The following is a 17,047-nucleotide window of genomic DNA, read 5'->3' on the forward strand; positions in this document are numbered from 1 at the left end:
CAATCCTTGGCGATGACGTTTGGAAATTGCGTGACCGAGGGGAGCGCCTGTCCGCGGGCGGAAGCGAAGCGCCCGCCCATGGGGGCGGACGGGCGCTGCCCGGCGGTGCCGGGCGGATCGTGTTGGTCGTGTAGGATCAAACGGACGTGCAGATGTATTTCATCTCCATGTAATCATCCATCCCGTGGTGGCTGCCCTCGCGGCCAAGACCGGATTGCTTGACGCCACCGAACGGGGCCACCTCGGTCGAGATGATGCCGGTGTTCACGCCGACGATGCCGTATTCCAGCGCCTCGGCCACCTTGGTCACGCGGGACAGGTCCTTGGCGTAGAAGTAGGACGCGAGGCCGAAGATCGTGTCGTTCGCCTTGGCGATCACGTCGTCCTCGTCCTCGAACTTGAACAGCGGCGCGAAGGGGCCGAATGTCTCGTCGGTGGCGACTTGCATGTCCTGCGTGGCACCCGTAACGATGGTCGGCTTGAAGAACTTGCCACCCAGATCATGCGCTTCGCCACCGGTCAGGATTTCGCCGCCCTTGGACAGCGCGTCTTTCAGGTGTTCCTTCACCTTTTCGACCGCCGCATCCTCGATCAGGGGCCCGAGCGTGGTGCCGTCTTCCAACCCGTCGCCGACCTTGAGGTCCTCGACCGCCTTCTTCAGCTTTTTGGCAAATTCATCGTATACGCCCGCCTGCACATAGATCCGGTTCGCACACACACAGGTCTGCCCGTTGTTGCGGAACTTGCAGGCGATGGCACCTTCGACGGCCGCATCCAGATCGGCGTCGTCGAACACGATGAAAGGGGCGTTGCCGCCCAGCTCCATGCTGCATTTCATCACCTGATCGGCGGCCTGTTTCAGCAGGATGCGCCCGACCTCTGTCGACCCGGTGAAGGTCAGCTTGCGCACGATCGGGTTTTCACAGAATTCCTTGCCCGCTTCCGACGACGATGTCGTCGTCACGACGGAAAACAGCCCCTTCGGCACGCCTGCCTCTTCCGCCAGTTTGCCCATCGCCAGCGCCGACAGCGGCGTCAGCGACGCGGGCCGCACGACGAATGCGCAACCGGCGGCCAGCGCGGGTGCGACCTTGCGGGCGATCATCGCGTTGGGGAAGTTCCAGGGCGTGATACCTGCGGCCACGCCGATGGGTTGCTTGATGACCTGAATGCGCTTGTCGGCCATGTGGCCGGGGATGGTTTCGCCGTAAACGCGCTTGGCCTCCTCGCCGAACCACTCGACGAATGACGCGCCATAGGCGACTTCGCCGCGCGATTCCGTCAACGGCTTGCCCTGCTCGGCTGTCATGATGATCGCCAGGTCTTCCTGATTTTCCATCATCAGGTCGAACCACTTGCGCAGCACCTTTGCGCGCTCTTTGGCGGCCAGCTTGGCCCAGCCTTTCTGTGCCTTCTCGGCGGCTGCGATGGCGTCCTTCAATTCCGACCGGTCCAGATCGGCCACCTGCGCGATCACGTCGCCGCGGGCGGGGTTGGTCACGTCGAAGGTCTTGCCGCTTTTCGCGTCGACCCATTCACCGGCCAGAAACGCCTTGGTGCACAGCAGGTCGGGACGGGAAAGCATGGATTTGAGATCGGTCGTCTGGTCAAGCATGATAGGTCTCCGCTAGGGTTCGCGCCATATGTAACGGGGGCAGGGGTGGCGTAAAGCCCTAACCCGGAATTGGACGGAGCGTTGCGATGGAACTGGACGAGGCCTATGCCAACGGACGCTTCATTCCCGACGGCGCGTCCTACCCGGACAAATGGGCGACGGCGGCTCGCGCCTTTCGCGCTACGGCGCGGGCGACCTATGACATCACCTACGGCCCGTCATCCCGCAACCGGTTCGACCTGTTCCAGCCGGGGGACGCCGCGCGTGGCACGGTGGTCTTCGTGCACGGCGGCTACTGGCTCGACTTCGACAAATCTTACTGGTCGCATATGGCGGCCGGGGCGCTGGCGCATGGCTGGGCCGTGGCGATGCCGTCCTACGATCTTTGCCCCGCCGTCCGGATTTCCGACATCACCCGCCAGATCGCGGCGGCGGTGGGCGCGGTGGCTGGCCTGTCCGACGGCCCGATCCGGCTGACCGGCCATTCGGCGGGCGGGCACCTGGTGGCGCGGATGCTGGACCGGCACATCGCGGGCGACTGGCTGGCGCGGGTGGAAAAGACGGTGCCGATCTCGCCGCTTTCCGACCTCGCACCGCTGCTGAAAACCTCGATGAACGCCGATCTGCGCCTGACCCCGGCAGAAGCGCGCGCCGAAAGCCCGATCCACCAGCCGCCGCCCGCCTCCGCCGTCAGCGTGGTCGTCGGCGCGGATGAACGCCCGGCGTTTCTGGATCAGGCGCGCTGGCTGTCAGAGGCCTGGGGGTGCGAACGGCGCATTCACAACGGGCGACATCACTTTGATATCGTGGGGGAACTCGCCCGACCGGACAGCGATTTGACGCGCACGCTTGTCGGGTGATCGACGCGCATTTTAGGTTAACGCATTGTTAACGTTTAAAAAACCTTCCCCGCGGGGAAGGCCGCCGCTCAGATCACAGGCTTGTCCACCGCTGTCGCCGGATCGCCGGTGTTCGGCGTGCCGCTGGGTTCGATCAGCAGCAGATGCGCCTCGCCCCGCGCCACGGGCCGATGCTCCACGCCCGCTGGCACCACGCACAATTCGCCTTCGGTCAGCGTCACCGTCTTGTCGCGCAACTCGATGTCCACCGCGCCTTTCAGGCACAAAAACAGGTCGTCGGTGTCCGGGTGGCTGTGCCAGACGAATTCACCTTCGACCTTCACCACCATGATATCATTGCCATTATAGCCCGCGACGATGCGCGGCGACCAATGGTTATCGAACTGGCTCAGTTTTTCGGCCAGATTGACCTTCTCCGTCATACATCCACCTCCTGCGATCCGAGATACGATAGGATTTCGGTGTCGTCCAAGGTGTAAGGAAGGCCTGCAAAGGCCTGTTCCTCAATGATAATCAGCGTATTTTGCCCATCGATCTCCGTCAGCAGGTCGGCGGCGACTTCATCGTCGAGAAATTCCAGCAGCCTGTCGCGATGCGTGCCGAAGCTGACCTCGACGTGCTGGGTGTCGATGAAGGCGCCGGGCTGGTCGACGGTCAGCTTTTCGGGCGCGTCGCCGGGCGCGTGGTAGCAGTAGCTGCGGGCTGCGGCCTCGTCCCGGAAATCACCGGCGAGGAAATGCACGCGCGATTTGCCCGGCGGCAGGGCGGCGGGGCGTTCGGGCGCGGGGCGGCCGCGGATCAGTTTGCGCAGTGAGGTCCAGATCGACATGGGCGGCAGACTGGCCGCAAGGGCCGGGATTGTCACCCGCGAAATTTGCTTGCCAGAAACGCCACCACCGGATTAAGCAGCGGGCAGAGCCGCGACGATGGCGTCGTCGCAGGCCCGTAACAGGGCCGCTCGGGCAACTGCCCCACGTCCTGAACGCCGGGACCTTATTGATTTGAGGTCTGACCCATGAACACCCGCAACCAGTTCCACCGTTTCCATCAGGGCGAAAAGACCCTGCCATTTGCCGATGGCGAATACGAATCCCGCCTGAATGGTCTGCGCGAGACGATGGCCGACAAGGGCGTCGATGCCTGCGTGCTGACGTCGATGCACAACATCGCGTATTATTCCGGCTTTCTTTACTGCGCATTCGGTCGCCCCTATGCGCAGGTCGTCACGCCGACCGAGACCGTCACGATCAGCGCAGGGATCGACGCGGCCCAGCCGTGGCGGCGCGGGTTCGGTGACAACATCACCTATACCGATTGGGAGCGTGACAACTACTGGCGCGCGATCCTTTCGGTGACCGGGCCGGGCAAGGTGATCGGCTACGAGGGTGATCACCTGACCGTGCTGCAATCCAACAAGCTGACGGCATTCCTGACGCCTGCGACGTCGCTCGACATCGCGCCCGATACGATGCGGCAGCGGATGCACAAGAGCCAGGCCGAGCTTGACCTGATCCGCCACGGCGCGGCGGTCGCCGACGTGGGCGGTTACGCGATCCGCGACGCGATCAAGCCCGGCGCGCGCGAGATCGACGTGGCGATGGCAGGCCGTGACGCGATGGAACTTGAGATCGCCAAACGGTTCCCCGATGCGGAATATCGCGACACCTGGGTCTGGTTCCAGTCGGGCATCAACACCGACGGCGCGCACAACCCTGTCACGTCGCGGGAACTGCAGGTCGGCGATATCCTGTCGCTCAACACCTTCCCGATGATTTCCGGCTACTACACGGCGCTGGAACGGACGCTGTTCGTGCGCGAGGTCGACGACGCGAGCCGGAAGATCTGGGAGGCCAATGTCGCCGCCCATGAATATGGGATCAGCCTGCTGAAGCCCGGTGCCTCCTGCGCCGACATCACGGCCAAGATCAACGATTTCCTCGCCGAGCGCGATTTGCTGCAATACCGGACATTCGGATACGGCCATTCCTTTGGTGTGCTCTCGCATTACTATGGCCGCGAGGCGGGGCTCGAACTGCGCGAAGACATCGACACGGTGCTGGAGCCCGGCATGGTGATCAGCATGGAACCGATGCTGACGATCCCCGAGGGTCAGCCGGGCGCGGGTGGCTACCGCGAGCACGATATCATGTTCATCACCGAGGGTGGCAACGAAGATATCACCGGTTATCCCTACGGCCCGGACTTCAACGTCGTGGGCTGAACAGGCACCGGACCCGCGCGTGAATTGTCACAGGTTGCGCGGGTCCGGCATTCCAGACTCGTAAATTTGCCGGTTTTGTGGAACTATCCGGCAGGTGCTGCTTTGAGCACTGTAGATGTAGCGGTTGCTGTGGGGATGGCGGCCCTATCTTGTATTGAAGAATGGATTTCACCGCTGCACCGCGGGGGTGAGTCGCAAATTTAAGGTGCTGCCATGCCCGCCAAGACCCTGATGAACCGCCGCGCATTCACCGCGATGATGCTGGCCTCGACCGCTGCGGCCTGCAGCCCCCGCGCCCCGGCATCGAACCCGTCGGCCCGTGCCGTGGCGTCCTTTGCCGATGGCTATGCGCCGATCACCGACGAGGGCTACAACCTGCCGGGCATCCCGCCGGAATACACCCAAGGCATCAACCGGCGCATGTCGGGCCAGTATCTTGGGGAACAGCCGGGCGGTACCATCGACGTCGATCCCTATGCCAAGTTCCTGTATCTTGTGCGCAACGACGGGTCCGCGGTGCGCTACCCCGTGGGCGTGGGACGGCAGGGCCGGTCGATCAACGGTGGTGCCACGATCCAGCTCAAGCGCAAGTGGCCGGGCTGGACGCCCACCGCCAACATGCTGCGCACGGAGCCGGAGGTTTACGGGCCGTTCCGATCCGGCGTGCCGGGTGGGCTGAGCAGCCCGCTTGGGTCGCGGGCGCTCTATCTTTATCGCGGCGGGCGCGACACATACTACCGCATCCACGGTACGAACGATCTGCGCTCGATCGGTAATTCCGGCTCTGCCGGGTGTATCCGCATGTTCAATCAGGACATCATTCACCTTTACGAACAGGTCGACGTTCCGATGACGGTGCATATCCGTAGCCGGGCGGAGTCGCTGCGCGTGGACCCCGAGAACTATGAGCGCGGTGTCGAACTGCCGCCGACGATCCTGTCGCGCGAGGAGGTCTTCGGCACGAACGAACCCAACGTCGACGACCTGGTGCTGTTCGACGAAAGCTGACCCGGACCCGCCCCCGTCGGGGCGGGATTTCCAGACTTGCCGTTCGTCGCGAAATGCCGTGATTTGCCCGTAAGCGGCGAAATCCGGCTTTTGCCCGAATTTTGCCCATGTTTCCCGTTGAATGCGGGTGACGGGGATTTGCATGTTGATGTAGCATTTCCTAGATCGAAGATAACGCATCCACAGCAGGGGATTTTCCACATGGCCGATTTCGACGCACAGATTGAACAAAGTCAGGCCCAGGTGGCCGAGGCGCAGTCGAAGATTTCCGAACTGACCAGCCGGATCGAGACCGCGCGGCAGAAGATGGCGCAGGGCACCGACATTTCTGTCGATATCGAGAACGCATCGCTTGAGGACGTGCACCAGCACACCGAACTGATGAACGCGAACATCGCGGAACTCATCATGGGGCTGGACGACGTCACGGCCGCGTTTTCGCGTGATTTCGACGAGATGCGCAGCAAGACCGGCATGGAGAGTTTCATCGGGTTCTTTTCCAAGGCCAAGGCCGACAGCATGCGCGAGGAGCGGATGCGCACCGCCTCCGTCGACGACAAGCTGCAGGACCTGATTTCCAAATCCGACGTGATCACGAAACTGTTGCAGAACCAGTTGGCCGTGCTGAACGAGCAGAAGGCGTCCGTCGAGAGTAACCTGACCGGCACGCTGGACGAGCGCGAGGTGACGGTGGGCGAGCTGGAGACTGTGCGCGCCGAAATCCTGGCGATGGACCCCAAGATCATCGAGGTCGAGAACAAGATTTCCGTGGAGCAAGACGCGGCCAAGCGCACGAAGCTGGAAACGCAACTGGCTGATCTGAACACCAAATACAACGAGTTGGTGCAGCAGGAACAGGTGAAGCTGGCGAAATCGCAGACGCTGGAACGCTATATCGAGAAGGGCAAGACCTGGATCGATTCGCTGCAGAATCAGGCGGCGACGCAGATGGTGCTGATCAACAAGCTGGAGACGGACACGAAACAGCGCGTGGTGCTGTATGACGCGCTGTCCAAGTCGTTGAAAACAGCGCAGCAGCAGGACGTCGCCCACCAGATCAACGAGATCGGCGTGAAGACGGACCAGGAAGCGCAGACCGCGATGGCCGCCATCGGCTCTGCCACCAACGCCCGCATGGCCGACATGCTGGAAGCCCACGAAGACCACATGGTTTTCGCCCGCGAGGTGCTGGAGCAGAAGGCGAAGGCCGACGAACGCTTCATCCGCCGGTTCCAGAAGATCGTGGAGAAGCACGACAGCAATCAGTATGGCGACGGTGCGTAGGATCGTTCGGTCAGGGATACAGTATCTCTCAGGGCCTCTGCGTAATGTCGCGGATGCCTTGGTCGTATTGATGCTTTGCCTGTTCGTTTATGAGATCTGCTCTGGTCTGGTGGAAGGGAAACCCGGCGCAGTCTTCTGGATTTCTTCTAGCGGTGTCGCGCTGCTTTCCATTGTGGTTATATCTTGGGGTGCGCCAAAGGCACCCGTTCCTGCACCTACCCAGTCACGGAAAGACGTAAATGCGCCAGAGTATGTTGTGGCGACGAACGTGCTGAGCTTCATCGTCCTGATTGGCGGAATGTTTGTCGCTTCGGCCACGCAGCTTGGGCTGATCGGGGGGGGTGCCGTTGCGTTTTTTGCCGGGATAAGACAGTGGGCATCCCGGCGCTTCTTCCGAGAAGATGAAGCTGCATGGGCAATCTACTACTACGGGAAGTCGCAGTCTGAATGGTCTGTCAATTTAGGTGGCGGTGACGACTGATGGCTAAATCCGACCTCGCCCTCGACCACTTCAAGCTGGAAGATACCCGCATCACGCGGCGGTATTTCGGCAAGTTCGAGCGGATCACCGGCTATCTGAACAAGGTAGCCGCCACGATGGAGGCGGAGGGGCGGCTGAGCCGGCGGGATATCGACGCGATCGCACGGTATATCATCGGGCTGAATATCACCTTCCGGTCACTGGCGCACAAATACCATTTCTCTGGCAGGTTCGAACATGCAGGGCAGTTGACGTTCGACCGGATCGAAAGCGGCTTTCCGGTCTATCAGGAACTGCTGGAGATGGCGAACGACGCGCTGCAGGCGCAGACGCATCTGCGGTCGATGCCGTCGGACGACGATCTGAAAGACCAGATGGTGCGCACCATCGTGGGCGAACAGAAAATCCCGACGAAGCTGCAATACGCACTGTCGCAGCGGCTATACTACGAGGAATTGCTCAAGGGCGGGCAGTTCTGGGCGCGCAACGACCCGCAGGCGATCTGGATCGAGAACAACGGTTTGCGGCGGCATTTCCAGATCCACTGGGCGGTTTACGACAGCACGGTCAACCTGCCGGTGATCTACCTGATGGATGTCGAGGACACGGGCCGCACCGGCCTACCCAAGGATGAACGCCGCTGGCCCGAGGTGCAGGCGCACCTGATGGCGCAAAGCATCCACGGATTGAAGCTGCTGACCATCGCCAAGGGATTCGACGAGGATTTCGACGATCTGCATCCGACGCGCCTGCGTCGGTTCCACATCGGGCCGATGTATTCCCACGCCTTTACCCGGCAGGCGGGGCCGCTGCGCGAGGTGCTGGAGGCCGCCAACAGCCCGGTGGGCGAGGACTGGACGCTGGTGTGGACCGAGGAGGACCTTGTGGCGGAACGCGCCGAGCAGGTGAAATCCGGCTGGTTCGGCACGGTCGAGCGGCAGATTTTCGCGCGCGATCCGTTTGACGGGCCTGCGGGTGACGCCGGTGTGTCGCGCATGGAACGGTCGCTGATCATGCCGGAACGCCCCTATCAGGCGCTGGCCGAGAAGAACCCCGCCGGATTCCGCGACGTGCGCAAGTTCGTGGTCAGCGACAATGGCCGCGTGCTGAGTTACCGGTGAGGCTGGATGATGAAGCGGCGCATGATGTTGACGATTTCGGGTGGCGCGGTGCTGTTGCTGGCCGGGTTGGTGGCCTGCGGGCAGGGCGGTTACGGCAGCATGAACGGCGACCGGTTTCACCGCGTGATCCCGCAGCAGTTTCCGGTCGGTTCCCCGGTGGCGGATATGGTCCGCGCGCTGGAGGCGGACGGATTCCGGCAGGGCGGCCCGATCTTTACCCGGCCCGACGCGCTGCAGAACTGCCTGACCGGGTTCAGCGACGGGTCGGTCTTTGGCACGAGACGGCAGCGGCACGTCTGCTATGCCGCCGATGACGCGGGCCGGATCGCCCGGATCGAGACGCATATTTCAGCACCGCAAGGATTTTGAGAGGGACCGATGAGCCAGACAAGCGATCAGATGGAACTGCGCGAGGAGGACGTCCGCGCGCATTATGCCGCCGCCCTGGACCTGCTCGACGGGTTCGACCACAGCCCGCGGGTCGCCAGTGGATCGGCGCAGCCCGTGGCGGAACGGTCGTCGGGGATCGGCACGCGGCGCGCGTTCCGGTCGACCACGCCGGGGCTGGTGACGCGGCGGACCAAGCGGACCGAAGGCATCCAGTTGACCACCCGGATCGAGGCGGTCGAAGGCGGCGACGGTCTGGTCTCGCCCCTGCAGGCGACGGTGCAGCAATCGCTGCGGCGGGCCATCGCCATCGCACTGGCGATCGCGGATCAGTTTGCGGAGCGCACGGCGCTGAAAGACCTCAAGCGCAGCAACCTCGAAGGCAGCCTGGCCGACGGCAAGCGCGCGGAATTTTCCGAACTGCTGACGGCGGAGGCGCTGATCACGCTCTATGTTTTCGGGTCGGCAACCGCCTTTCTGCTGGGCAGCCACGCGAGCGAGGAAACGGTCGAGATCGGCGATGTCGAGGAAGTGCTGACCGACAACGGGCAGCTGGCGCTGCACGGTGCGCTGTGGGAACTGGATCAGGACATCGCGGGGCTGGCCACGTCGGAGCCCAAGCTGGTCGCCACCATCCTGGCCTTTGCCGAGGCGCTGATGGACAAGGTCGCGGGCCGGGCCAGCACGGCGGCCCGGCTGGAGCCGTTCAACGCCGCAAGCTGGCGGGTCGAGGCGGATGAATTCGTGGTCGACGGGTTCAGCCCAGCGCGCGCGAAGAAATCCAGCACGCTGACCATGACTTTCAAGAAGCCCAACGAGGTGGTGGGCAACCATATCGCCAAGTATCAGGCGATGAAGCTGGCCAAGATGGTCATGGCCTATGATTTCGACCGGCGGCTGAATCCTTTTGCGGAACTGGGCGGTTTCATCTTTACCTTCATGGGTGACGGCAAGCCGGGCACCGGCAAGACGACGCTGATTCAGATGATGGCGGGGCTGATCAATGATTACTGTCAGGTCGCGGGCTATCCATTCCGCTATCAGAACCTGAGCACCGACAACATCGACAGCTATCAGGGTAAATCGGGGCAGAACGCGAAGGCCTTCATCAACAACATCCTCGATCCCGGTGCGATCGGGTTCGGCACCATCGACGATATCGACCAGCTGGCCGGCAAGCGGGGCGACCGGCAGTCAAGCGCGGGGCAACTGGAGATCACGGCGGTGCTGATGGAGAGCTTCGCAGGGGCCAACACCGTCGTGCGGGGGAACTGCACGTTCGGGATGTTCTCGAACTATCCCGAGAACGTCGACGACGCCTTGCGCCAGCGGGCGGGGGCGCGGTTCCTTGTGGACGGCCCGCAGACTCGGGACGACTATATCGACATCCTCTATCTGCTGATGGGCAAGAACCACGATATTCCGGTGGGCGAACACGAGGTTTTCAGCGCGCAGGAGATCAAGAAGGCGGTCGCGGCGTCCTTCGAGGGCCATGCGCGACCCCATGAGGAAGGGCTGATGCGGGTCTTCGACCGGGTGCACGACCAGATCGGCGAATTGGACACCATCGCGAAACTCGGCACCTATCTGAAGGGCATTCAGGAAGCCGACGAGCGGTTCACCGGTCGCGCGATCAAGAACATCACCGACGCGGTGAAGGTCCGCGCAATGGATTTCGAATTGCCTGACGAGTGGATGGAAAACCCCGACCTGTTCCTGTTCAAGGATTACGATGCCAAGAAAGCGATGATCGCCGACCTGCGGGTGCCGATCACCGTCGACATGGTGATTCAGGAAATCAACCGCTACGCCGACAGTGAATTCCGCTATGCCGACAAATCCGACGAGGTCGCCATCGCCAACATGGTGCGCGACTACGAGCGGCAGGAAGAGGCCAAGCGCCGCTATCTGGAGAGCAAGGGATGAACGATCTGATCGTCCCGATGATCTTTCTGGCGCTGATCGCCTGGCTGGTGCCGAAGCTGCTGTCGATGGTGATGCCAGAAGGGGTACGACCGCTGATGCTGCTGGGAGTGCTGGCGACGGTGGCGATGGTTGCGATCAGTGCTGCGTTTTTTATGGTGTTGTATGTCGTGCAGGGGGCCAGTCTGGCCGCGCTGTTCGAGCCGGGGATCGGGGCGACCGTGGTCTATTTCGGGCGGCTGGCGCTGAGTGCCGCCATCGTCTGGGCGCCGATCCTGGTGCTGTCCGTGGCGGGGCTGCCGCGCAACTGGACGCGGGAAACATGGTGATCCGATGCACAGACTGATCGAAAAGGGCCTGATGTTCGGCAACCTGATCCGGGTGGACAGCCCGATTCTGGTGGATCGCTACAACCGCGCGCTGAAGTCGCTGACCGGCAAGACCACGAAGCTGGCGGATTTTCATATCGACATTTCCGGCTACAGCCCGGAAATCGGGGACGAGTTGGGCGATGACGAATACCTCAACCACGCGGGCGTGAACCGGCAGTTCATCTTGCTGACGACCGACCAGAAGACCGCACCGCTGCTGAACATGCGTTTTTCGACCTCGCGGGGAATCCTGCGCCAGTTCATCGCCGAGAACCAGACCCAGTTGTTCGCGCTGACCGCGCGGGACGCGGTGGCGGGCGAATTGGTGAATTCGGTCTACAGCGTCGAGACGGCGGCTAGGCTTTTCGACATCCGCCGCGTGGTGGTCGAGGCGGATACGACTGACGGCACCGTCGCCACCGCGGCCAGGCTGGGTGCGATGATCGACCGGTTCAAATCGGAAAAGGATGCGTGGTTCGACGATGTGCTCATCGCGCAGATGATCGGCCTGGCCAAGGATACGGGCGACGTGACCCGCAACCCGGTGAACCTCAAACGGATGACGTTCGAGCAGGACAACTTCTGGACGGCGCATTTCGGCGGGATCTACGTGTTCCGTGATGTGGACAGCCCTGCCGCGATCACGGTGCGCGCACCCGAAGAGGTGGGTGCGCTGCCCATCGACGACGTGATCGGCCTGTCGGAGCGCAGCCGGATCGCGAAATTCCTGCAGGACAACGATCTGGTGGAGCCGATCGTGGAGGCGCGCGGCATCGACGCTGCCGCGATCCTGCACCAGAAGATGGATTTCGTGGTGGCCGAGGTCGCCGCGACCATGGGCGACGATCTGACGGGCGCGACGCGCCGCGATCTGCGGCGGCTGGGGCGGAAATACGCGGCCCTTCTGCCGGAGGCGTGGCAGGGCCTCGCGGCCCTCGCGCGCTGGGCCGAGGAAGATGGACCGTGGCCCAAGATCACGTCGGAGCATCCGGCCTATTTCTACACGCTGCGCGCGCGCGACCATGCGGATATGGATCTGGTGAACATGCTGCTGGCGGAGCTGTCGCCGCTGGACATCCGGCAGCTGTTCATCTGCCACAAGGAAGTGTTCTATCGCGCCTATATGGACTGGAGCGACCAAAAGAAGGATTATGTCGCTGACTTTCTGGAGCGGGAATACCAGGTCGACAAGGCGGGTACCCGTGCTGCACTGTTCGGGCACGAGGCCCCGATGGAAGAGCCGGCCCCGGCGGAGACGCCCTGGGGCCGCAAGGCGACCGGCCAAGACCGTGTCGACGAGTTGGTCAGACGGGTTGGCCCTTGGGGCGCAGTAGGGGGAAAGTAGATGGGTTTCGTCAGGCTTGTGGTATTCGGGTTCATCGCGCTGGGCGTGATCTATCTGTCGATTTCGATCTACTCCCGCTCTGTCCGGCGTGAAAAGCTGGAAAACGAATACGATGCCGCACCGGTCGAAGGCATGACGCGCGCCGAATTCGTCGAAAGGGGGATCAAGGCCTACAATGCCAGTTTCCGCCCCAAGCTGATCGCGCTTGTCTTCGTGATCCCGCCGGCCATCGTGGCCACGATCGTTTACATCACCAACGCGAACTGAGGTCCGTCATGCGCCGAATCGGAATTATCCTGCGATTGATCGTCCTGCTGCTGTTCGGACTGGTGCTGCACTATGCGCTGCCGCAGCACGATGTCGTGCGCATCACCTCGACCGAGGTGATCCGTACCGATTTCACCAGCTTCAACCGGCTGTTCTATGCGCAGGCCGACAGCGGCAATGCCGAGCAGCCGACACGTGACCTGCGGCTGATAAATACCGAAAAGAAGCGAACCTGGTTGCTGGGCTTCTGGCAGCGCGACAGCACCGGGGTGATGGTCTATCGCAACGAGGATACGGGCTGGATCTGGCCACCCTACTTCAAGTTCGACAGCTCCGACCTGCAGGCCGAAGCCGCGGCTGCGGCCCGTTCCGACGAATGGGCGGTGATGACGCATTACGGCTGGCGCATCCGCTGGGCGTCGATCTATCCCAACGCCATCGCGATCCGCCTGGTTGAAGGGCCGGACGTGCGGGTGATCCCGTGGTTCAACATCTTCTTTTTCGGCTTCCTGATCGTGGCGATCGTGTTCCTGCGCGCGATGTGGTTCCAGTTCCGAGAGCGGTCGGTCGATCCGCTGCTGGACAGCGCGGGCGACCGGATGGACGAGGTGCAGGCCGGTGTCGCCGAAAAGCGCGGCCGGTTCCGGCGCTGGCTGAATACCTGGCGCGCGAAGGACAAGCGGAAGTAGCGTGATCTGAAGGAAGGCTGCGCCGACTTCATGTTTTGAGTGGCGCGATTTGCGGGCCGCAGCCTGAAAAAGTTGCGGTCCTGCGTTCTGCGGAGTGTCGTTTTGGGGGCCAGCCCCCAAACCCCCGAGGTATTTTCGACCAGAAGAAGAGGGTCACTCGCCGTAGGGCACCCAGACGTTCTTGACCTCGGTTGCGGCGTGCAGGGTTTCTTTCAACGATGGTGCTGAGGTGATCCATGTGCGTTTGAGATTGCCCGCGCTTTCCCGCTCGATCACCTCTGCCAAGGGATGCTGCGAGAAGGACCAGACCGCGTCGAGGTCGAGATGTTTCGCCAGATCGGGGGCCAGTGCGCTGTGATCGCCGGTCAGGATATTGACCACGCCCGCCGGCACGTCGGAGGTTTCGAGAACCTGATAGAAATCGGTCGCAGCGAGTGGAAACGGGCCGCTCGCCACCAGCGTAATCCGGTTGCCCATGGCGATGGCGGGGGCCATGGCCTGCACGAGGCCCAGCAGGGGGGTGTCGTCGCACAGGGCGGCGATCTTGCCCACGGGTTCCTTCATCGCAAGCGCCACGCCCCGGATCGGGACGCCGTGCACCTGACCGTCGAACTTGTCGGCCCAGGCGGCGGCTGAAAACAGCGTCTGGATCGCGGTATCGACCTCTGCCGTGCCGGATTTGCCGGTCATCGCCTTGATGCGGTCGGCGAATTCCGCGGCCCGAGCGTTCAGGTTTTCCGCGATGTAATAGAGGATCTGCGCGCGCAGGTGGCCGGTGGTTTTTGCCCAGCCTTTGGCGGCGTTCATCGCCTCCACCGCGTTGCGGATGTCCTTGCGGTTGGCGGTGCTGACGTGGCCCAAGAGCTTGCCCTTGGGGTTATAGACAGGCGTTGAGTATCCGCCGTCTGGCCGCGCCTGCTTTCCGCCGATGTAGAGTTTTGCGGTGCGGTCCAGCGGGTCGGCGGGGGTGCCGTCTTCGGTGGTGTATGCGGCGATGGGCTTGGCGGGTTTCGGGGCTGTCTTTGGTTTCGTGTAGCCCTGCAAGCCTTCCCAGCCGCCCTCGCGCCCGAAGCCGCTTTCGCGCACACCGCCGAACCCGGCTGCGGCGTCCATCATGTTGGTGCCGTTGATCCAGACGATGCCGCAGACCAGTTTGGGCGCGATGTCGAGGGCGAGGTTGATGTTTTCGGACCAGACGGAGGCGGCGAGGCCATAGCGGGTGTTGTTGGCGATCTCCACCGCTTCCGCAGGGGTGCGGAAGGTGGTGGCGACGAGGACGGGGCCGAAGATTTCCTCTTGCATCAGGGTCGATGCGGGGGACAGGCCGGTGATGAGGGTGGGCGGATAGAAACAGCCGTCGGGCGCGGTCGTCTGGAAGGTCTCGCCTTCGTCGTTGGCATCGACCATCGCGGTGATCTGCTTGAGCTGCACCGGGTCCACGATGGCGCCCACGTCGATACATTTGTCCAGCGGATCGCCGATGCGCAGGCCCTGCATGCGGGTCTTGAGCTTGGCGTAGAAGGCATCGGCCACGCCTTCGTGCACCAGCAGGCGGGAACCCGCGCAGCAGACCTGCCCCTGATTGAACCAGATCGCATCCACCAGCCCTTCGACGGAGGAATCCAGATCGGCGTCGTCGAACACGATATAGGGCGACTTGCCACCCAGTTCGAGCGACAGCGCCTTGCCGGACCCGGCGGTCTGCTGGCGGATGATCCGGCCCACGGCGGTGGAGCCGGTGAAGGCGATCTTGTCCACGTCGGCATCCACCAGCGCGGCACCGGTGTCGCCGTTGCCCGTCACGATATTCACCACGCCGGGCGGGACACCGGCGGCGGTGCAAATCTCGCAGAAAACCATGGCGGAGAGCGAGGTGTATTCGGCGGGTTTCAGCACCACGGTATTGCCCATCGCCAGCGCGGGCGCGATTTTCCACGCGAGCATCAGCAGCGGGAAGTTCCACGGGATGATCTGGCCGCAGACGCCGAGCGCCTCACGGTCGGGGAGTTCGTCGTCCATCAGCTGGGCGTACCCTGCATGGTGGTAGAAATGCCGGATCGCCAGCGGCACATCGATGTCGCGGCTTTCCCGGATCGGCTTGCCGTTGTCGAGCGTTTCCATCACGGCCAGCAGGCGGTTGTGTTTCTGCATCTGCCGCGCGATGGCGTAGAGGACGCGGGCGCGCTTGTGGTGGTCCCTGGCCCATGCGGGTTGGGCCTTGCGGGCGGCCTTGACGGCCTGTGCAACCTCGGCGGCGGTGCCTTTGGTGACACCGGCGAGGCGTTCACCGGTCGCGGGGTTGGTCGAGGCGAAATCGTCGCGGAGCGGGCCGAATTTGCCGTCGATGTAATGGCCCGCGATGCCGCCACGGTCAGCGATCCACTGCAACGCCTCCTTGGCGCTTTCGGGGGCGGGGCCGTAGTCCATCGTCTCGAAAATCTCTTTCACGGTCATGTGCTTATCCAATCGGGTGACGCCACTGGGCGGAGTATGCGCCAGTCACGTGATGTTCGAGTTGCCGTTCGATATCGCCCAGCAGCGATGACGCGCCGAAGCGGAAGAGGTCGGGTTGCAGCCAGCGGTCGCCCAGCTCGTCCTTGATCATGGCGAGGTAGACCAGCGCGTCCTTCGCCTTGGAGATGCCGCCCGCGGGTTTGTAGCCGACCATGGTGCCGGTGCGGTCCTGATAGGCGCGGATCGCGCGGATCATGGTGAGCGTTACGGGCAGCGTAGCGTTGACGGGCTCCTTGCCGGTGGAGGTCTTGATGAAATCGGCACCGCCCATCATGCAGACCAATGAGGCACGGGCGACGTTGCGCAGGGTGCCGAGTTCGCCGGTGGCGAGGATCGCCTTGACGTGGGCATCGCCGCAGGCTTCGCGCATTTCGCGCATCTCGTCATAGAGCGCCTGCCAGTTCCCGGTGAGCGCGTGGCGGCGGCTGATGACGATGTCGATTTCCTGCGCACCGGCGGCGACGCTTTCGCGGATCTCCTGCAGGCGCAGGTGAAAGGGTGAAAGGCCGGCGGGAAAGCCGGTAGAAACGGCGGCGGCGGGAATATCGGTGCCGTCCAACGCCTGCACGGCGGTTTCGACCATGTCGTGATAGACGCAGACGGCCCCGGTGGTCAGCCCCTGCATCCCCAGTTTTTCCAGAATTGCGGGGGAGACCGGCTGGCGGGCCTTGGCACACAGGCGGCGGACGCGGGCATGGGTGTCGTCACCCGACAGGGTGGTGAGGTCCATCAGGCTGATCGCCTTGCAGAGCCACGCGGCCTGATGATCCTTTTTGACCGACCGACGGCCGGGCAGGGTGGCCGCACGGCGTTCGATGGCGGAGGTGTTGGCCTGCACCGATGCGACCCAGTCGAGGTCGAGCGGCATGCCGTCGTTGCGCGGCAGATGCACCTGCGGCAGCTGTGCTGTGTCGGTCGCTGTCTGTGTTGCGGTGGGCAAAACGGGGCCTCCTTAATCGGG

Annotated in this window: 17 protein-coding genes; 12 read left to right on the forward strand and 5 right to left on the reverse strand. The window is 63.1% G+C overall.

From position 1 onward, the window contains the following. Positions 1-136 precede the first annotated feature (136 nt). Complete coding sequence (locus AC04PH_RS04755; protein WP_483064593.1) at positions 137-1,615, reverse strand: NAD-dependent succinate-semialdehyde dehydrogenase; 1,479 nt, start codon at positions 1,613-1,615, stop codon at positions 137-139. 86 nt (positions 1,616-1,701) lie between these two features. On the opposite strand from AC04PH_RS04755, the gene AC04PH_RS04760 reads away from it, so the two are divergent. Further along, positions 1,702-2,475, forward strand: a complete 774-nt coding sequence (locus AC04PH_RS04760) for an alpha/beta hydrolase (protein WP_483064594.1) — start codon at positions 1,702-1,704, stop codon at positions 2,473-2,475. 68 nt (positions 2,476-2,543) lie between these two features. On the opposite strand, the gene AC04PH_RS04765 is transcribed toward AC04PH_RS04760, so the two are convergent. Both AC04PH_RS04765 and AC04PH_RS04770 read right to left on the reverse strand, forming a co-directional pair. Beyond that, entirely contained in the window at positions 2,544-2,897 is a 354-nt protein-coding gene (locus AC04PH_RS04765; protein WP_483064595.1) for a cupin domain-containing protein, read from the reverse strand. Continuing rightward, positions 2,894-3,340 carry a hypothetical protein gene (locus AC04PH_RS04770; protein ID WP_483064596.1) on the reverse strand — a complete coding sequence of 149 codons (447 nt, stop codon included), beginning with the start codon at positions 3,338-3,340 and terminating at the stop codon, positions 2,894-2,896. The genes AC04PH_RS04765 and AC04PH_RS04770 overlap by 4 nt, the downstream gene beginning before the upstream one ends. A 150-nt stretch (positions 3,341-3,490) precedes the next feature. On the opposite strand from AC04PH_RS04770, the gene AC04PH_RS04775 reads away from it, so the two are divergent. The 11 genes from AC04PH_RS04775 (at position 3,491) to AC04PH_RS04825 (ending at position 13,572) form a co-directional block, all read left to right on the forward strand. Beyond that, on the forward strand, positions 3,491-4,696 hold the full coding sequence (locus AC04PH_RS04775; protein ID WP_483064597.1) for an aminopeptidase P family protein: 1,206 nt from the start codon (positions 3,491-3,493) through the stop codon (positions 4,694-4,696). Between the two features lie 213 nt (positions 4,697-4,909). Continuing rightward, positions 4,910-5,704 (forward strand): L,D-transpeptidase, encoded by a 795-nt coding sequence (locus AC04PH_RS04780; RefSeq protein WP_483064598.1) that lies wholly within the window; start codon positions 4,910-4,912, stop codon positions 5,702-5,704. Positions 5,705-5,905: 201 nt separating this feature from the next. Beyond that, on the forward strand, positions 5,906-6,988 hold the full coding sequence (locus tag AC04PH_RS04785) for a hypothetical protein (RefSeq protein ID WP_483064599.1): 1,083 nt from the start codon (positions 5,906-5,908) through the stop codon (positions 6,986-6,988). Further along, a complete protein-coding gene (locus tag AC04PH_RS04790; RefSeq protein WP_483064600.1) occupies positions 6,972-7,469 on the forward strand; it encodes a hypothetical protein in 498 nt (165 codons plus the stop codon). The genes AC04PH_RS04785 and AC04PH_RS04790 overlap by 17 nt, the downstream gene beginning before the upstream one ends. After that, positions 7,469-8,590 (forward strand): hypothetical protein, encoded by a 1,122-nt coding sequence (locus AC04PH_RS04795; RefSeq protein ID WP_483064601.1) that lies wholly within the window; start codon positions 7,469-7,471, stop codon positions 8,588-8,590. Before AC04PH_RS04790 ends, AC04PH_RS04795 begins: the two co-directional genes overlap by 1 nt. Before the next feature lie 21 nt (positions 8,591-8,611). After that, the gene (locus AC04PH_RS04800; RefSeq protein ID WP_483064602.1) at positions 8,612-8,959 is read left to right on the forward strand and encodes a hypothetical protein; all 348 of its coding nucleotides are present in this window, start codon (positions 8,612-8,614) and stop codon (positions 8,957-8,959) included. Positions 8,960-8,968: 9 nt separating this feature from the next. Continuing rightward, positions 8,969-10,903: an AAA family ATPase gene (locus AC04PH_RS04805; RefSeq protein WP_483064603.1), complete on the forward strand. Its 1,935-nt coding sequence runs from the start codon at positions 8,969-8,971 to the stop codon at positions 10,901-10,903. After that, positions 10,900-11,229 carry a hypothetical protein gene (locus AC04PH_RS04810; RefSeq protein WP_483064604.1) on the forward strand — a complete coding sequence of 110 codons (330 nt, stop codon included), beginning with the start codon at positions 10,900-10,902 and terminating at the stop codon, positions 11,227-11,229. The genes AC04PH_RS04805 and AC04PH_RS04810 overlap by 4 nt, the downstream gene beginning before the upstream one ends. Positions 11,230-11,233: 4 nt before the next feature. Beyond that, positions 11,234-12,616, forward strand: coding sequence for a DUF6638 family protein (locus AC04PH_RS04815; RefSeq protein WP_483064605.1), 1,383 nt, complete (start codon positions 11,234-11,236; stop codon positions 12,614-12,616). Continuing rightward, positions 12,617-12,883: a hypothetical protein gene (locus AC04PH_RS04820; RefSeq protein WP_483064606.1), complete on the forward strand. Its 267-nt coding sequence runs from the start codon at positions 12,617-12,619 to the stop codon at positions 12,881-12,883. Between the two features lie 8 nt (positions 12,884-12,891). Beyond that, positions 12,892-13,572 carry a DUF1523 family protein gene (locus tag AC04PH_RS04825; protein WP_483064607.1) on the forward strand — a complete coding sequence of 227 codons (681 nt, stop codon included), beginning with the start codon at positions 12,892-12,894 and terminating at the stop codon, positions 13,570-13,572. A gap of 153 nt (positions 13,573-13,725) precedes the next feature. Here the strand turns inward: AC04PH_RS04825 and AC04PH_RS04830 are convergent, their stop codons facing one another. Both AC04PH_RS04830 and deoC read right to left on the reverse strand, forming a co-directional pair. Then, positions 13,726-16,026, reverse strand: a complete 2,301-nt coding sequence (locus AC04PH_RS04830; protein ID WP_483064608.1) for an aldehyde dehydrogenase family protein — start codon at positions 16,024-16,026, stop codon at positions 13,726-13,728. A 4-nt stretch (positions 16,027-16,030) separates the two neighbouring features. Further along, complete coding sequence (gene deoC / locus AC04PH_RS04835; RefSeq protein WP_483066149.1) at positions 16,031-16,954, reverse strand: deoxyribose-phosphate aldolase; 924 nt, start codon at positions 16,952-16,954, stop codon at positions 16,031-16,033. Positions 16,955-17,047: the final 93 nt, after the last annotated feature.

Source organism: Yoonia sp. KMU-150 (genome assembly GCF_056858355.1).

Bases quoted from the DNA above. Each gene is read 5' to 3' on its own strand.
- AC04PH_RS04795 (WP_483064601.1), top strand. From the start codon at position 7,469: ATGGCTAAATCCGACCTCGCCCTCGACCACTTCAAGCTGGAAGATACC.
- AC04PH_RS04825 (WP_483064607.1), top strand. From the start codon at position 12,892: ATGCGCCGAATCGGAATTATCCTGCGATTGATCGTCCTGCTGCTGTTC.
- deoC (WP_483066149.1), bottom strand. From the start codon at position 16,954: ATGCCGCTCGACCTCGACTGGGTCGCATCGGTGCAGGCCAACACCTCC.
- AC04PH_RS04760 (WP_483064594.1), top strand. From the start codon at position 1,702: ATGGAACTGGACGAGGCCTATGCCAACGGACGCTTCATTCCCGACGGC.
- AC04PH_RS04780 (WP_483064598.1), top strand. From the start codon at position 4,910: ATGCCCGCCAAGACCCTGATGAACCGCCGCGCATTCACCGCGATGATG.
- AC04PH_RS04810 (WP_483064604.1), top strand. From the start codon at position 10,900: ATGAACGATCTGATCGTCCCGATGATCTTTCTGGCGCTGATCGCCTGG.
- AC04PH_RS04800 (WP_483064602.1), top strand. From the start codon at position 8,612: ATGATGTTGACGATTTCGGGTGGCGCGGTGCTGTTGCTGGCCGGGTTG.
- AC04PH_RS04815 (WP_483064605.1), top strand. From the start codon at position 11,234: ATGCACAGACTGATCGAAAAGGGCCTGATGTTCGGCAACCTGATCCGG.
- AC04PH_RS04775 (WP_483064597.1), top strand. From the start codon at position 3,491: ATGAACACCCGCAACCAGTTCCACCGTTTCCATCAGGGCGAAAAGACC.
- AC04PH_RS04830 (WP_483064608.1), bottom strand. From the start codon at position 16,026: ATGACCGTGAAAGAGATTTTCGAGACGATGGACTACGGCCCCGCCCCC.
- AC04PH_RS04785 (WP_483064599.1), top strand. From the start codon at position 5,906: ATGGCCGATTTCGACGCACAGATTGAACAAAGTCAGGCCCAGGTGGCC.
- AC04PH_RS04820 (WP_483064606.1), top strand. From the start codon at position 12,617: ATGGGTTTCGTCAGGCTTGTGGTATTCGGGTTCATCGCGCTGGGCGTG.
- AC04PH_RS04755 (WP_483064593.1), bottom strand. From the start codon at position 1,615: ATGCTTGACCAGACGACCGATCTCAAATCCATGCTTTCCCGTCCCGAC.
- AC04PH_RS04765 (WP_483064595.1), bottom strand. From the start codon at position 2,897: ATGACGGAGAAGGTCAATCTGGCCGAAAAACTGAGCCAGTTCGATAAC.
- AC04PH_RS04805 (WP_483064603.1), top strand. From the start codon at position 8,969: ATGAGCCAGACAAGCGATCAGATGGAACTGCGCGAGGAGGACGTCCGC.
- AC04PH_RS04790 (WP_483064600.1), top strand. From the start codon at position 6,972: ATGGCGACGGTGCGTAGGATCGTTCGGTCAGGGATACAGTATCTCTCA.